This is a genomic window from Nonomuraea sp. NPDC049714 (genome assembly GCF_044465295.1).
Taxonomy (GTDB): domain Bacteria; phylum Actinomycetota; class Actinomycetes; order Streptosporangiales; family Streptosporangiaceae; genus Nonomuraea.
Genome location: NZ_JBITLM010000005.1, coordinates 440,571 through 453,418, shown reverse-complemented (window position 1 = coordinate 453,418; position 12,848 = coordinate 440,571). Strand labels below are relative to the sequence as shown.

General features: G+C 70.9%; 16 protein-coding genes. 7 read left to right on the top strand and 9 right to left on the bottom strand.

The window, feature by feature from the left end:
* Positions 1–157: 157 nt before the first annotated feature.
* Positions 158–634 carry a hypothetical protein gene (locus ACIBQX_RS22780; protein WP_397007553.1) on the top strand — a complete coding sequence of 159 codons (477 nt, stop codon included), beginning with the start codon at positions 158–160 and terminating at the stop codon, positions 632–634.
* A gap of 143 nt (positions 635–777) precedes the next feature.
* Here ACIBQX_RS22780 and ACIBQX_RS22775 read toward each other — a convergent pair whose 3' ends face one another.
* From ACIBQX_RS22775 to ACIBQX_RS22760, 4 genes are all read right to left on the bottom strand, one after another.
* Entirely contained in the window at positions 778–960 is a 183-nt protein-coding gene (locus ACIBQX_RS22775; RefSeq protein ID WP_397007551.1) for a hypothetical protein, read from the bottom strand.
* Positions 957–1,124 carry a hypothetical protein gene (locus ACIBQX_RS22770; RefSeq protein WP_397007549.1) on the bottom strand — a complete coding sequence of 56 codons (168 nt, stop codon included), beginning with the start codon at positions 1,122–1,124 and terminating at the stop codon, positions 957–959. The genes ACIBQX_RS22775 and ACIBQX_RS22770 overlap by 4 nt, the downstream gene beginning before the upstream one ends.
* A gap of 72 nt (positions 1,125–1,196) precedes the next feature.
* A complete protein-coding gene (locus ACIBQX_RS22765; protein ID WP_397007547.1) occupies positions 1,197–2,132 on the bottom strand; it encodes an SDR family oxidoreductase in 936 nt (311 codons plus the stop codon).
* Between the two features lie 52 nt (positions 2,133–2,184).
* Positions 2,185–2,805, bottom strand: coding sequence for an NADPH-dependent F420 reductase (locus ACIBQX_RS22760; protein ID WP_397007545.1), 621 nt, complete (start codon positions 2,803–2,805; stop codon positions 2,185–2,187).
* A gap of 282 nt (positions 2,806–3,087) precedes the next feature.
* Between ACIBQX_RS22760 and ACIBQX_RS22755 the strand changes: the two genes are divergently transcribed.
* The 3 genes from ACIBQX_RS22755 (at position 3,088) to ACIBQX_RS22745 (ending at position 6,971) form a co-directional block, all read left to right on the top strand.
* Entirely contained in the window at positions 3,088–3,987 is a 900-nt protein-coding gene (locus tag ACIBQX_RS22755) for a LysR family transcriptional regulator (RefSeq protein WP_397007543.1), read from the top strand.
* Between the two features lie 98 nt (positions 3,988–4,085).
* Positions 4,086–5,618, top strand: coding sequence for a PucR family transcriptional regulator (locus ACIBQX_RS22750; RefSeq protein ID WP_397007541.1), 1,533 nt, complete (start codon positions 4,086–4,088; stop codon positions 5,616–5,618).
* Positions 5,619–5,720: 102 nt separating this feature from the next.
* A complete protein-coding gene (locus ACIBQX_RS22745; protein WP_397007539.1) occupies positions 5,721–6,971 on the top strand; it encodes an NAD(P)/FAD-dependent oxidoreductase in 1,251 nt (416 codons plus the stop codon).
* Between the two features lie 83 nt (positions 6,972–7,054).
* Here ACIBQX_RS22745 and ACIBQX_RS22740 read toward each other — a convergent pair whose 3' ends face one another.
* From ACIBQX_RS22740 to ACIBQX_RS22725, 4 genes are all read right to left on the bottom strand, one after another.
* On the bottom strand, positions 7,055–7,345 hold the full coding sequence (locus ACIBQX_RS22740; protein WP_397007537.1) for a hypothetical protein: 291 nt from the start codon (positions 7,343–7,345) through the stop codon (positions 7,055–7,057).
* 145 nt (positions 7,346–7,490) lie between these two features.
* Complete coding sequence (locus ACIBQX_RS22735; protein ID WP_397007535.1) at positions 7,491–8,762, bottom strand: C39 family peptidase; 1,272 nt, start codon at positions 8,760–8,762, stop codon at positions 7,491–7,493.
* A 73-nt stretch (positions 8,763–8,835) separates the two neighbouring features.
* Complete coding sequence (locus tag ACIBQX_RS22730) at positions 8,836–9,051, bottom strand: hypothetical protein (RefSeq protein ID WP_397007533.1); 216 nt, start codon at positions 9,049–9,051, stop codon at positions 8,836–8,838.
* Between the two features lie 50 nt (positions 9,052–9,101).
* The gene (locus ACIBQX_RS22725; protein ID WP_397007531.1) at positions 9,102–10,346 is read right to left on the bottom strand and encodes a serine/threonine-protein kinase; all 1,245 of its coding nucleotides are present in this window, start codon (positions 10,344–10,346) and stop codon (positions 9,102–9,104) included.
* 119 nt (positions 10,347–10,465) lie between these two features.
* On the opposite strand from ACIBQX_RS22725, the gene ACIBQX_RS22720 reads away from it, so the two are divergent.
* Entirely contained in the window at positions 10,466–10,933 is a 468-nt protein-coding gene (locus tag ACIBQX_RS22720) for a PPOX class F420-dependent oxidoreductase (RefSeq protein ID WP_397007529.1), read from the top strand.
* A gap of 20 nt (positions 10,934–10,953) precedes the next feature.
* Here the strand turns inward: ACIBQX_RS22720 and ACIBQX_RS22715 are convergent, their stop codons facing one another.
* Entirely contained in the window at positions 10,954–11,304 is a 351-nt protein-coding gene (locus ACIBQX_RS22715; protein ID WP_397007527.1) for a DUF488 domain-containing protein, read from the bottom strand.
* An 84-nt stretch (positions 11,305–11,388) separates the two neighbouring features.
* On the opposite strand from ACIBQX_RS22715, the gene ACIBQX_RS22710 reads away from it, so the two are divergent.
* Together ACIBQX_RS22710 and ACIBQX_RS22705 are read left to right on the top strand one after the other, a co-directional pair.
* Complete coding sequence (locus ACIBQX_RS22710) at positions 11,389–12,426, top strand: MDR family NADP-dependent oxidoreductase (protein ID WP_397007525.1); 1,038 nt, start codon at positions 11,389–11,391, stop codon at positions 12,424–12,426.
* Positions 12,413–12,799, top strand: coding sequence for a MerR family transcriptional regulator (locus ACIBQX_RS22705; protein ID WP_397007523.1), 387 nt, complete (start codon positions 12,413–12,415; stop codon positions 12,797–12,799). Before ACIBQX_RS22710 ends, ACIBQX_RS22705 begins: the two co-directional genes overlap by 14 nt.
* The last annotated feature ends 49 nt before the right edge of the window (positions 12,800–12,848 follow it).

Below are 12,848 nucleotides of genomic sequence, written 5' to 3'. Positions count from 1 at the left end.
ACCACCTCCCTCATCCGGAAATATCGGATTCGGAGCGCTTAAATGCCAGCAAAGGGATCTCTGGTGTGAGAACATGACCCGGGCCCGATCATGCCGACTGGCGGTCATGCTGCCGGTCATGACGGTCCTCTTGACCGCCCTCCGAAAGGACGAACACGTGCGCAAGCCTGCCAAGGCTCTCGCCCTCGCCGCGATGCTGAGTGCCGGCACGGTCCTCGTGCATCCCGCCCCCGCCCTCGCGGCCGCCTACTCTCCTGAGGCGGCCTGTGCCAAGGAGTCCGGGCGCGGCGGCTGGACCCACGTGCGCGACAACAAGCGGACGATGAAGAGCGGCAACTCCGTCTTCGGTCACGTCTATCTGATGTGGAACAGGTCGCTGCAGAAGAACTGCGTCGCCGCCATCAAGACCGCCTTCGCCGGCACACCCACCTACACCCAGGCGATCCTGCACATCAAGGGCGGTGGCGCCTACAGGGACCCGGGCAAGCTGACCGCCAAGAAGTACAAGCACTACGCCGCCGCCATCGGCTACGGCAAGGGCCAGTGTGTCGACTTCGAGGGCTACACCACCGACACCCGCGTCGACTACGCCCTGGCCCACGCCAGGCGCGGCAAGTTCGCCAACTGCGGCTGACGCCCGTCGGCCCCGGCATCCCTGCCGTGGGTCCAAGCGATCCCCGCGACACCCTGAGATTCAGGGAGTCGCGGGGATCGTGGTTTCTCGGTCGGGGTGAACACCGCGACGGCGTCCATACCGCGGCCCGCGCCAACCTGCGGTTACCGCGTTGCGGTGGCCAGCGCCGTGCGGATGGCGTCCTCGTCGACCGGCCGGCCCTTCTCGTTCGAGGACGGCCCGTATGGGGTCCCCCACACCGGCGTGCCCGTCGCCTGCCGCCAGCCATCGGCCAGCGGTCCCGCGTCCACGACGCTGAACCCGATGGATTCGATGAATGCGGTCACCGCCGCCTTCGCGGGCGTGGCACGGCGGGCAAGTGGGGGAACGCCTTGACCGGCACCGTGACCACGACGATGTCACCGGCCGCCGCGGCCTCCCCGGCCTCGATGGCGAGCCGCGCGATGGTGCTGCCGATGTATCCGCTTCCGATGAATCCCACAGTCGTCATATTTTCGGCGTCCCTCCATAAAAGCCGAACCCTTGTCATTTACCGGACTCGTTCCGATGCGGGTCCCTGCCGTCAGCCGGCGGAGAAGTAGTGGCCGTTGTCCAAATCGGCGAGCAGGCCGGGCTGAGCGGGCTCCCAGCCGAGGGTCCGGCGGGTGATGAGGTTGGACGCCGGGTAGCTCTGCGTGACTATGTTAGCGAGAAACCCAAAATATCCCGGCACCATCAGTACGTCCGCGGGAACGCTCACGACGGGCAGGCCCAGACGGCTGCCGATGGCCTCGGCGATCTCGCGGAGCGGGATGGCCCCGTCCCCGACCGCGTGCCAATATTTGCCGGCCGGCCCCTTCTCCAGCGCCAAGCGGAACAAGGAGGCGACATCGCGGACGTGCGCGGCGTTCCACAGGTTCGCGCCGTCTCCGGGGTAGCCGGCGAAGCCCTTCTCCTTCGCGAGCGCGATCAGCTGCACGAGGAAGCCGGCACGATCGGTCGTGCTGTGCGCGATGTTGGCGATCCGCACGACCGAAGACCGCACGCCCCGCTCGGCGAGGCCGACTACGGCGGTTTCCACGACGTTACGAGCCCGCAGGGTGCCCTTGTACTCATCGCCGCCGGGAAGGGCCGGGTCCTCCTCGGTGGCCGGCCGGCCCAGGTTCCCGGGCGAGCCGATGCTCCCCGCCGCGACCAGCGGCTTTCCGGTTCCCGCGAGTGCCTCGCCGTACGCGAGCATGATCGGGAGCTCCGCGGCGGCCACGGCGTCGAGCCCGCCGGACGGAAGCAGGTCTTGCCTGTGTGCGACGTGGATGACGCCGTCGGAATCCGCGGCCGCCTCCTTGAGCCCGTCGAGATCCTGGAGGTCGCCGCGACGCACCTTCGCGCCGAGCGCGGACAGCGCCGCCGCGGCCGTGTCCGACCGGGCCAGGCCGGTGACCTCGTGCCCGGCGGCGATGAGCTCCGGGATGATGTACGAACCGGTATGGCCGGTCCCGCCAGTGACGAAGACGCGCACGCTACTGCTCCTTGTGAATGATGTGGCGCGAGAAGTGGTGGTGCGGGCGCGCTCAGGCAGATGTGTTGACGTCGAGGGTGAAGTTGAAGCTTCCCGCGCCATGGCGGCCCAGGCCGATCATCACCAGGCCCGTTCCCTCCAGCCAGCGCGCCATTCCCAGGGGGCCGGTGTCCATCGGCCGCATCCCGAGGCTCTTGATGAATGCCGACACCGTCGCCTTGGCCTCGGCGTCGTCGCCGGCGATGAGCACGTCCAGCGGGTTTCCCCGCGCCAGCATGTGACCGAAGACGGTGTTGAACGCCTTCACGACGTGCGCGCCGGCGGGGGCGGCCTTGGCGATCTCCTGCGCGCCGGAACTGCCGTCGGGGGTGACAAGGCCCAGGGAATCGGGGGAGACGGGGTTGGTGAGGTCGATGATGACCTTGCCGTGCAATGCGTCCCCGTACTCGCTGACCACCGCCGCCGCGCTGGCGTACGGCACGGCGAGGACAACGATGTCCCCGGCCGGGGCGGCGCCGGCCGTCCCGACAGTGGCGCCGCCGAGCGCGGCGGCCACTTCCTTGGCCTTGGCCGGGTCGCGGCCGATGATCTCGACGGCGTTGCCGCCGGCGAGCGCCCGGCCGGCCAGAGCGCCGGCCATGTTCCCCAGGCCGACGATGCTCACGCTGCTCATGGGTGTGCCTGCTTTCTGGAGCTGGAATAGGACGCCATGCCCACCCCGTCGTCGTCAACGGTTGTCGTCGAAGCCGTCGAATGACGCGATGGGCCTGGCTCAATTCACGAAGTGGTCATTCTGTTTCTGGGCCCGGCTGTCAATTCCCGCTGTCGAATTCATAGGTCGAATTCGCTTTAGCCCAATTAGGTCCCTCTTAGGCTGCCATTGACCTGAATGGGTGTCCAAGACCTCTTTCAGCCGTGGTGATACCCTTGAGGCATTACCGGGCCGGGAGGTTCCATGGATCTGGACCTGCGCAAACTGCGCTACTTCCGCGCCGTCGCCGACAGGCTGCACTTCGGCCGCGCCGCTGAAGAGCTGCATATCGCGCAGCCGGTGCTCAGCAGGCAGATCCGCGCGCTGGAACAGGATCTCGGCGCCTCGCTGTTCACCAGGGATCGCCACGTCGTGGCGCTGACCGACGCCGGCCGACAACTGCTGGCCGACGCCGGTCCGCTGCTCGCCTCCGCGGACGCGGTCCGCCGCCGGGTGACCGTGGCCGCCCGCGGCAGCCGGCGGCTGGCGGTCGGCTTCCGGACCGGCATCCCGGTCATCCCGGCGGCCCGGGCGTTCGAGGCCCGACATCCGGACGTGGTCGTGGACGTGCAGCGGATCGAGTGGGACGACCAGGCCCCGATGCTGCTCGACGGCCGCATCGACGTCGGCTTTGTGCGGCTGCCCATCGACGAGACAGGCCTGCGCGTGACCCCGCTGTACACCGAGCCGCTGATGGTGGTGCTGCCCGCAGGTCACCGGCTGGCCGGCATGGAGGAGGTCACCGAGGCCGACCTGGCCGGTGAGCCGGTGGTCTGGCATGCCGACCCGAGCACCCACCCCACCAGGCGCCCGCACCCCGACTCCGGGCTCCGGGTGCGCGGCGTGGAGGAGAAGCTCGAGCACGTCGCGGCCGGCCGGGGCATCTCGTTCGTGGGGCGTTCGGAGACAGTGTTCTACTCACGTCCGGACATCAGCTACGTACCCATCCCGGAACTCGCGCCCGACCAGGTGAGCCTCGCGATGGCGGCATCGCGCACCTCGCCGCTGGCCGACGACTTCTTCACCGCGGCGCAAGCGACGGCCGAGATCACGGCAGCATGCGGGAACTATGACGTGAGTGCGGCTGTTCCGAAGGGACGCTGAGATAGCCGGTCACCTGCGAGTTCCGCTTCTCGGTCTGTGGTCACCCTGCCTGTACGCTGCGACGTATCGCCAGGACAGGGGCAGATGGGGCGCGGTGGATGCTGAAGCTGGATCGGTTGGTGAACGTTCTCGGCGGCTATGGCGCCCGGCTGCTCAGTGCCCCCGTGTCACGGCAGGTGGAGCTCCGCAGCGTGGTCGTACACGATCCGGCCGATCCGCGGCCCGCCAGCGGGGACGTGTTCCTGCCCGTGGGGGTGGAGTCGGCGGACGAGGCGGTGCGGCTGGCGCGGGCGGCGCGGGCCGTGGTGGTGCTGGTGCGCGAGGGCGCGCCGATCGGGGAGAGCGTTCGCGACGGCGGGATCGCCGTGCTGCTGGTGGATCCCGAGGTGTCCTGGAGCCAGCTGTTCGGTGTGGTGTACGGCCTGGTGCTGGAGGGGCGTGAGACCGAGGCGGGGCGGGGGCCGACCGACCTGTTCTCCTTCGCCGACACGCTCGCCGGGGAGCTCGCCTCTCCGGTGACCATCGAGGACCAGATGTCGCGGGTGCTCGCCTACTCCGGTTCGCAGCAGGCGGCCGACCCGGTGCGGCTGGAGACGATCCTGGGCCGCCGGGTGCCGGACGGCATGCGCCGGCTGCTGGAGAGCAAGGGGGTCTTCGCGCATCTGGCGACCTCCGAGGAGCCGCTGTTCGTGGAGCCCGCACCGGAGCACGGGCTGCGCGGCCGGATGGTGGTGGCGGTGCGTGCCGGGCGGGAGCTGCTCGGGTCGATCTGGGTGGAGTGCGAGCGCCCGCTGACCGGTACGGCCAGGACCGTGCTCAGCGACGGGGCCAGGGCGGTGGCGCTGCACCTGCTGCGCTCGCGGGTCAGCGCCGACCTGGAGCGGCAGGTGGAGTCCGACCTGGTCATCCAGCTCATGGAGGGCACCGCCGACGCCCCCGCGCTGGTTAGCAGGCTCGGGCTGCCGGGAGGCCAGTTCCGGGTGATCGCGCTGCAGGCGCACATCGGTGAAGAACGGCACGCGGCGATTCTGCTCGCCTTCGAGCGCGCCACCACGGGCTTCGGCTGGTCACGGCCGGGGCGCAGCGCGCTGTTCGGCAACACTCTCTACACGGTGCTGCCCTGCGGCAACGACGTCACGCCGGCCCGCGACTGGCTGGCCGCGATCGTGAACGTGCTGCCTCGGCGGGTGACCGTGTTCGCCGGGGTGGGCGGGCCCGCGGCGCCCGCGCAGCTCGCGGCGGGCAGGCAGGAGGCGGACGAGAGCCTCGCCCTGCGCGCGGCCCGGCCGGGCGGCGGCGCCCAGCCGGTCGTGTACGACGAGTCGTGGGACGAGATCCTCCTGCAGCGGTTGCGGGCGGCAGCCTCGGCGGGCCGCACCCCGGCGCGTGGCCCGGTCGCCGACCTGACCAGGCATGACGCCGAGCACGGCACCCGCTACATCGAGACGTTGCGCGCCTGGCTGGAGGCGCAGGGCGAGCTGGGCGACGCGGCCGCCCGCCTGGGCGTGCACCCGAACACGGTTCGCTACCGGCTGCGCAAGATGGCCGCGATCACCACCCTGCGGCTCGATGCCCCGGAGAAGCGGCTGGCGATGATCATCGCACTCGCGGTCGATCAAGGCTTGTCGTAGCGGGACAAAGGTTCATCTCCCGGTTGTCCGCCGCCTACAGCTGCTTTCGGCCCCGTACGGGTGATGCTCGTCATATACCCGGAAAAGAGCGGAGAAGTGGCGATGGCTATCGACGGTGGACCACGTACGGCAGTGGTGATCGGTGCCGGTGTGGTGGGCCTGTCCACCGCCTGGTTCCTGCAGGAGCGCGGGGTGGACGTGACCGTGGTGGACCGTGACGGCGTGGCCGCCGGCGCGTCCTGGGGCAACGCGGGCTGGCTCTCGCCCGGCCTCGCCATCCCGCTCAACGAGCCCGGTGTCCTGCGCTACGGCCTGCGCTCCCTGCTCGACCGGGACGCCCCGCTGCACGTCCCGGCCACTCCCGACGTGGGCCTGTGGTCGTTCCTGGCCCGGTTCGCGCTGCACTGCAACTGGAAGGACTGGGGCCGCGCCGTACAGGCGAACCTGCCCTTCAACGAGGAGGCCTTGGAGGCGTTCGACGTGCTCGCCGCCAACGGCGTCGAGGCACCCACGAACGAGGCCCCGATCATGGCGGCGTTCGGGAGCGTACGGCAGGCCGTGTCGCTCCTGCACGAGCTGCGGCGGATCAACGACTCCGGGCTGGAGATCCGGTACGCCGCCCTTGAGGGGGACGAGCTGCGCGAGCAGGCGCCCCAGCTCTCGGCACGGGCGACGGCGGGCATCCGGCTGGACGGGCAGCGCTACGTCGACCCCGGCGCGTTCACCAAGTCGCTGGCCAGTGCCGTCACCGCTCGCGGCGCCACGATCCGCGCAGGTTTCCGGGTGAGCGGCGTACGCTCCGAGAAGGGCGGGCAGACGGTCGTCTCCGACACCGGGGAGTCGCTCAGGGCCGACGCCGTCGTCCTGGCCACTGGCGCCTGGCTGAACCAGCTCGGCAAGGCGTGGGGCGTCCGGACCCCGGTGCGCGCCGGGCGCGGCTACTCCTTCACCGTGCCGACGGACGAGCCTGTGGCCGGTCCGATCTACCTGCCGGCCGTCCGGGTGGCGTGCACGCCGTACCAGGGCAAGCTGCGGGTGGCCGGCACGATGGAGTTCCGCGACGCCGACGCCCCGCTCTACCAGCGGCGGGTCGAGGCGATCATCGCGTCCGCGCGGCCGCTGCTGTCCGGCGTCTCCTGGGAGGAGCGCACCGACACCTGGGTCGGCCCCCGTCCCGTCACGCCCGACGGCAGGCCGCTGGTCGGCGCCACGGCAGTGCCCGGCATCTACGTCGCCGGCGGCCACGGCATGTGGGGGTTCACCCACGGCCCGGCCACCGGCCGGATGCTCGCCGAGCGGATCACGACCGGCAAGCTGTCGGCGGCGCTGCGGGAGTTCGACCCCACCCGCTGACCTGCTGAAAAAGCTGCTGAAAAAGCTGCTGGAACGCGTGCCGCCGCCACCTCACTGAGGTGGCGGCGACACTGAAGCACCGGTCAGACGCCGACGGCGTGGTTGACCAGGTCGTAGCCGGACGGGCAGGACAGGTGGTTACGCCTGCCGTTGAACTGCTCGGTCAGCTCCGCGGTGATGTCACCGTTCTCGCAGCGGATCCAGTGCTGGTACTCACGGGTGTAGCGGCAGCTGGCGATCGAGGTTGCGTTGCTGGTGTACAGCTTGCACTCCACCGGCGGCACCGCGGCCGCCGAGGCGGTCCCGGCCGAGAAGATGAGCCCGCCTGCGATCAGGCCGGGGGTGGCGAGCATGACAAGGGTGCGCTTGAGCATGTTTGACCTCCGTGTGAGGCGACGCCGGTCGCCCGGTGCCGCGAGTCGTAACGTTGCGTAGCCATGCTCGCGTCGGAGGTCACCCGGCCGCTGGAACGGCATGGCGCACCTGGCTTAAATTCTGGTCACGACCGGGTATGGCGAATCACCAGTTGGCGGGCAGTCCCGGCGTGGTCGGGGGCAGGGCGTGGCCCGGCGGGTGGATGACGTAGGCGACGCCGCCGCTGCTGGAGCCGCGCAGCCAGACGTTCTCGAACGCGGCCCTCGGATAGACGTGCCGCACGGCGGCGTTGCTGGGCGAGGCGGGGTCGTTGGCGATCACGTCACCGGTCGCCGTGAACCCGACGACCACCATGATGTGACCGTCGGTGCCGTAGCCCGCGCCCGGCAGCTCGCCCTTCTTGAACGACTGCGAGGTGATCACCGGGATGCCGGCGCCGATCAGGCGCTCCAGCTCGGTCAGTGTGCGCAGCCTGGTGATGAACCCGTCCACGCCGTACCGCCCGGCGTAGGCGGTGTTGAACGGCCAGTTGCCGGCGCCCTCGTAGGCGTGGTCGTAGGTGTGGCGGGCGGCGTGGTCCACTTCCGGATCGGGGTCGGACGGGTTCACCCAGGAGGTGTCCGCCGCGCTCGGCCACCGGTCCCAGTAGCCGAGCACCATGGTGGTCGAGGTGGGGCTGCACCACGCCTGGCCGCCGCCGTCCCACTCCGGGTAGTGGCCCTGGTGCACGTTCTGGGAGCGGCGCGGGACGTTCAGCTCGGTCCCCCAGGCGCCGCCCGCCGGGCTGACCGGGACCTTCTTACGCTGCGGGACATGGGAGGCCATCGCGCCGAGGGTGCGCACGCGCGGTGTCACGGTGGAGCCGGGCGTCCGGTAGAGGGTGACCCGCAGCTGATAGGCGCTGATCCGCCTGCCCTTCGCCGCGACGAGCGTGTCGACGGCCACGTCCGCGTCGGCGTCGCGCTGGCTCGGCACCGAGGTGCGCTGGATGTCGCCGTCACCGTAGGCCCAGCGGCCGAGCACGTACCACTTGGTCAGTCCCGAGTCGTTGCGGGCGCGCGCCTCGACCTGCATCCAGCTCCCGGCCGGGAGGTCGGCGGTCCAGGAGGCGATCAGCTCGGTGGCGGGGAAGCCGACCGCCCGCTCGGGGCCGGTCCACCGGGCGTACTCCCAGCTCTTGGTGCCGAGCGCGTCGGTGTAGGAGGTGGTGCCGGTGGCGGCGGCGAAGGACAGGCCGTCGTCGGTGGCCGTCCCGTCGGAGGCGCCGTCGGCGAACACGGCCCGCTGATAGCGGACGTCCGCCGCGCCGGGTGGGGGCTTCGTCCCCACCTTCGCCTGGCCTGAGGCGGGCGTGGTAAGAGCCGTCGCCAGCAGGACGGTGGAGAGGAAGCCGGTCAACACGGTCAGCCTGCGCATGGACCCACCTTCTCCGACGGCGCTCGGTCCCGGCAGACAGTAGGCAACAGGGGCATGGAATGCATCGGCAAATCTACGTAGGGGGCACGTCCCGCCGGGCGGCGTCCTGGAGGGCCTGGACCAGCGCGACGGTGGCGGGCGGGTCGGGTGGATCGCCGGAGGTGACGGTGGAGAGCCGGCGGGTGAAACCGGTGCGTTCGGTGGCGTGGACGTCGGGCCGGCGGTGGGCCTGGAGCGCGAGTCCGGGCAGGGTGGCGACGCCCGCGCCGGCGGCGACGTGGGCTTGCACGACGACCCACCTCAAGTACCGGGTCGTGCCGGGCGCTTCGTCCTGATCGGCTAGCCCTTGTACTTCTTGGCCTGACCGGGCGGGACCTGCTTCTTTCTCCCCTGGCCCGGCGGGACCCAGGAACTGTCCGACCTGGTGGCGGTGGCCTCGTCCCGTGGCTGCTCGCGCCGGTGCGCCGGGGCCTTCGTCCGCGACATGCGCTGGACACGGACACTGCCGGTTCGCTCCTCGTGCACGGTCTTCTCGGCGGCGGTGGGGGTGGGGGACGGTGTGCTGGCGACGGTGGGATGCGCGGCCGTCTGGACCGGTGACTGGACGTGCCAGGTGGTGCTGGTGACCACGCAGGTGACCAGAGCCGCCATGATGACCGCCTCCCGCCGGTGCGCCGCGAGCCGCCGGCACGCCGCGCTCCATCGGGAGGGCCGTGCAGGGAGGTCACGCGTCCTGCCCTGCGGCATGGGGGCGACGTCCGGCTTCGGCTCGTACCGCGACGCCACGAACTCCAGCTGCTCCTGAACGCGCGCGGCACCCGTTCGGTCCTCGGGGTCCTTCTCCAGCATGCCGCTGATGACCGGGGCCAGCTCCCCGGCCCTGTCGAACGGCGCGGGCGCGGAGGTCACCACCGCGCTCAGGGTGGCGTGCTCGCTGTTCTGGGCGAACGGCGTGCGGCCCTCGACGGCCGCGTACAGCGTCGCGCCGAGCGACCACAGGTCCGAGCTCGACGTGGCGGGAGCGCCGCGGGCGCGCTCCGGGGCGATGTACGCGGCCGTCCCCATGACGACGCTCGCCTCCGGGTGCTCCTCGTCCAGAGTGGTGGCGAGCCCGAAATCGGTCAGGATCGCGTTCCCCTCACCGGTGAGCAGGATGTTGGCCGGCTTCACGTCGCGGTGCAGGACCCCCGCGGCGTGCGCGGCGCGCAGCGCGGCCAGCACCTCCAGCCCGATCCGGGTGACGGTGGGGACCGGCAGCGTCCCCCGGTTCGCGATCATGGTGGCGAGGCTGCTGGAGGGGACGTACTGCATGATGATCCACGGCCGCTCGTCCGCCACCACCACGTCGTACACGGCCGCGATGTTCGGATGCGTCAGGCGGGCGGCGATGCGGGCCTCCCGCATGGTGCGCGCGATCTGCTCCTCGCGCTGCGGGCCGGAGACGGTGACCTCCTTGACCGCCACCTCACGGTCCAGCAGCTCGTCACGGGCGCGCCAGACGGTGCCCATGCCGCCGGAGCCCAGCTTGGTCCCCAAACGGTAGCGTCCGCCCAGCAACCATCCCTCGTACCGCGCAATGGCCATGAGCCAGAACTATCGGATCAAGGTAACCTCGCACAACGCATCCGCCCAACACGGCACCGATTCCACCCGTCCGGCGTGGCAGGATCGGCGTATCACCACAGGCGGAAAGGCATTTTGAGATGGCCCCGAATATCGCGACCGCTGACCGCGTCGAACTGCCCGAACTGCTCGAGTTCCTGCGCCCGAGGCACCACGGCCTGCTGTCCACCACCCGCGCCGACGGCCGGCCCCAGCTCTCGCCCGTCACCTGCGGCGTCGACGGCGACGGCCGGATCGTGGTCTCCACCTACCCCGACCGCGCCAAGGCCCGCAACGCGCGCCGCGACCAGCGGGTGTCGATCTGCGTCGTGTCGGACACCTGGGACGGTCCGTACGTCCAGGTCGACGGGCGTGCCGAGGTTCTGGACATGCCCGAGGCGCTGGACGGGCTGGTCGAGTACTTCCGGTGCATCTCCGGCGAGCACCCGGACTGGGACGAATACCGCGAGGCCATGCGCCGCCAGGACAAGTCACTGATCCGCCTGCACATCGAACGCTGGGGCCCCATCGCCACGGGCGGCTTCCCCGCCCGCCTGGCCACCGACTGACCCACGGCCCTGACCAGCTGCTAGATCAGATCCAGCAGGTGGTCGCGCAGCACGACGGCCTGGTTGTGCTCGGTGTCCCTGGCGGAGTAGAGGAGCGTCACCGGGCCCTTCGCGGCGGCCTCCAGCAGGGGCTCGACCGCTTCGGGACGCTCGGCGAGCTCAGCCCGGTAGCGTTCGGCGAACTCGGCGAAGCGCTCGGGGCGGTGGCCGAACCACTGGCGGAGCTCCGTCGAGGGGGCGGCGTCGCGCGCCCACCCGTCGAGCCGCAGGTCGCTCTTGCGTATGCCTCGGGGCCACACGCGGTCCACGAGGAACACCGCGCCGGACGGCGTCTCGTGGTCGTAGACGCGCTGGATGCGGATCGGTCCCATCCTCACCCCCTACCCAGGGCCGGGATTTGCCTTTGACGTGCGGGTCAAGGGTTACCGTCGCGGAAACCGTACGGAAGGATCGTCATGACCCGCATCTCTCGTGAAGTCCGGCTCGTCAGCAAGCCCGTAGGGCTGCCGAAGCCGGAGCACTTCGTCGTCACCGAGACGCCGCTGCCGGTGCCGAAGGACGGCGAGGTCCTGGTCAGGAACCACTACTTCCAGGTCTTCCCCGCCATGCTACGCACCATGATCGGCGGCGGCACGGAGATACATCCGACGCTGCTGCCGGGCGACACGCTGCTGGGGCCGGCGGTCGGGGAGGTCGTCTCGGCTCCCGCCGGAAGTCCGCTGCGGACGGGTGAGCTGGTCTCGCACTGGCTGGGCTGGCGTGAGTACGCCGCTGTGCCCGCCGAAGCCTGCGCCCCGCTGGGTGACACGCTGTCCGACCCGGTCGCGCACCTGTCGCAGGGGTGGACGGCGTACGGCGCGCTCACCCGGGCCGCCAGGATGCGGTCCGGCGACACGGTGTTCGTGACCGGTGGCGCGACCGCGGTCGGCGTGATGGCCGGGCAGATCGCCCGCCTGCTGGGCGCGGGGCGGGTGATCGGCACCACCGGGTCACCGGAGAAGGCGGCCAGGATGGTCGCCGAGCTCGGCTACGACGCGGCGCTGCTCCGTGGCGCGGAGCCGATCGCCGACCAGTTGGCCAAGGCCGCGCCGGAAGGCATCGACGTGCTGCTGGACACCGTCGGCGGCGACCACCTGGAGGCGGCGGTCGCGGCGGCCCGGCCCGAAGCCAGGCTCGTCCTGGTGGGAGCGCTGGCCGCGCAGCTGTCCCCGGAGGACATCGGCACGACGGTGCCGCCGGTCACTTTCGACGCGAGCCTGCTCATCATCAGGCGGATCCAGATGCTCGGCTTCGTCGCCCAGGACCATCCGGACGCGCTGCCGGAGTGGATCGAGCGCTTCGACGGCTGGCTGCGCTCGGGGGCCATCACCTTCCCGCACGTCCGCGTGGCAGGCATAGAGCGGGCCATCCAGACGTTGCAGGAGACGATCGACGGGCGGCATCTCGGGACCGTCATCGTGGATGCGTACGGGAGAGCGGATGCGGATCGGTGACGCGGCGGCAGCGGCGGGCACGACGCCTCGGGCACTGCGGTTCTACGAGCAGCGGGGGCTGCTGCCGTCGGCCTCGCGGACCGCGACCGGGCAGCGGCGCTACGGTCCCCGCGACGTGGCCAGGGTTCGGTTGATCCGCCGGCTGCTGTCGATGGGGTTGACCGTCGAAGACGTGCGCGGATGTCTGGAAGATCCGCTGGTTCTGTTCGACGGCGACACGCTGCCGTCGTGGGAGGCGCCGGAGTGCGCGTTCACGCAGACGTCGGTGATCATCGAGCGCCGGCTGGAGGTGCTCAACGCGGAGATCTCCCGCCTGGCCGGGCTACGTGACCAGCTCAGGGAGGCCGCCGGTTACGGCGCCGCCGCCCGGTGAGGTTTTCCGCGGGTGGACTCGGATAGGGGACGGGCTCATCCGAGACAGC

What these genes read in the sequence shown, in the direction of transcription:
- ACIBQX_RS22760 (WP_397007545.1), bottom strand. Translation starts at nt 2,805, where the DNA reads ATGAGCAGCGTGAGCATCGTCGGCCTGGGGAACATGGCCGGCGCTCTG.
- ACIBQX_RS22755 (WP_397007543.1), top strand. Translation starts at nt 3,088, where the DNA reads ATGGATCTGGACCTGCGCAAACTGCGCTACTTCCGCGCCGTCGCCGAC.
- ACIBQX_RS22750 (WP_397007541.1), top strand. Translation starts at nt 4,086, where the DNA reads ATGCTGAAGCTGGATCGGTTGGTGAACGTTCTCGGCGGCTATGGCGCC.
- ACIBQX_RS22710 (WP_397007525.1), top strand. Translation starts at nt 11,389, where the DNA reads ATGACCCGCATCTCTCGTGAAGTCCGGCTCGTCAGCAAGCCCGTAGGG.
- ACIBQX_RS22705 (WP_397007523.1), top strand. Translation starts at nt 12,413, where the DNA reads ATGCGGATCGGTGACGCGGCGGCAGCGGCGGGCACGACGCCTCGGGCA.
- ACIBQX_RS22740 (WP_397007537.1), bottom strand. Translation starts at nt 7,345, where the DNA reads ATGCTCAAGCGCACCCTTGTCATGCTCGCCACCCCCGGCCTGATCGCA.
- ACIBQX_RS22725 (WP_397007531.1), bottom strand. Translation starts at nt 10,346, where the DNA reads ATGGCCATTGCGCGGTACGAGGGATGGTTGCTGGGCGGACGCTACCGT.
- ACIBQX_RS22720 (WP_397007529.1), top strand. Translation starts at nt 10,466, where the DNA reads ATGGCCCCGAATATCGCGACCGCTGACCGCGTCGAACTGCCCGAACTG.
- ACIBQX_RS22745 (WP_397007539.1), top strand. Translation starts at nt 5,721, where the DNA reads ATGGCTATCGACGGTGGACCACGTACGGCAGTGGTGATCGGTGCCGGT.
- ACIBQX_RS22770 (WP_397007549.1), bottom strand. Translation starts at nt 1,124, where the DNA reads ATGACGACTGTGGGATTCATCGGAAGCGGATACATCGGCAGCACCATC.
- ACIBQX_RS22735 (WP_397007535.1), bottom strand. Translation starts at nt 8,762, where the DNA reads ATGCGCAGGCTGACCGTGTTGACCGGCTTCCTCTCCACCGTCCTGCTG.
- ACIBQX_RS22715 (WP_397007527.1), bottom strand. Translation starts at nt 11,304, where the DNA reads ATGGGACCGATCCGCATCCAGCGCGTCTACGACCACGAGACGCCGTCC.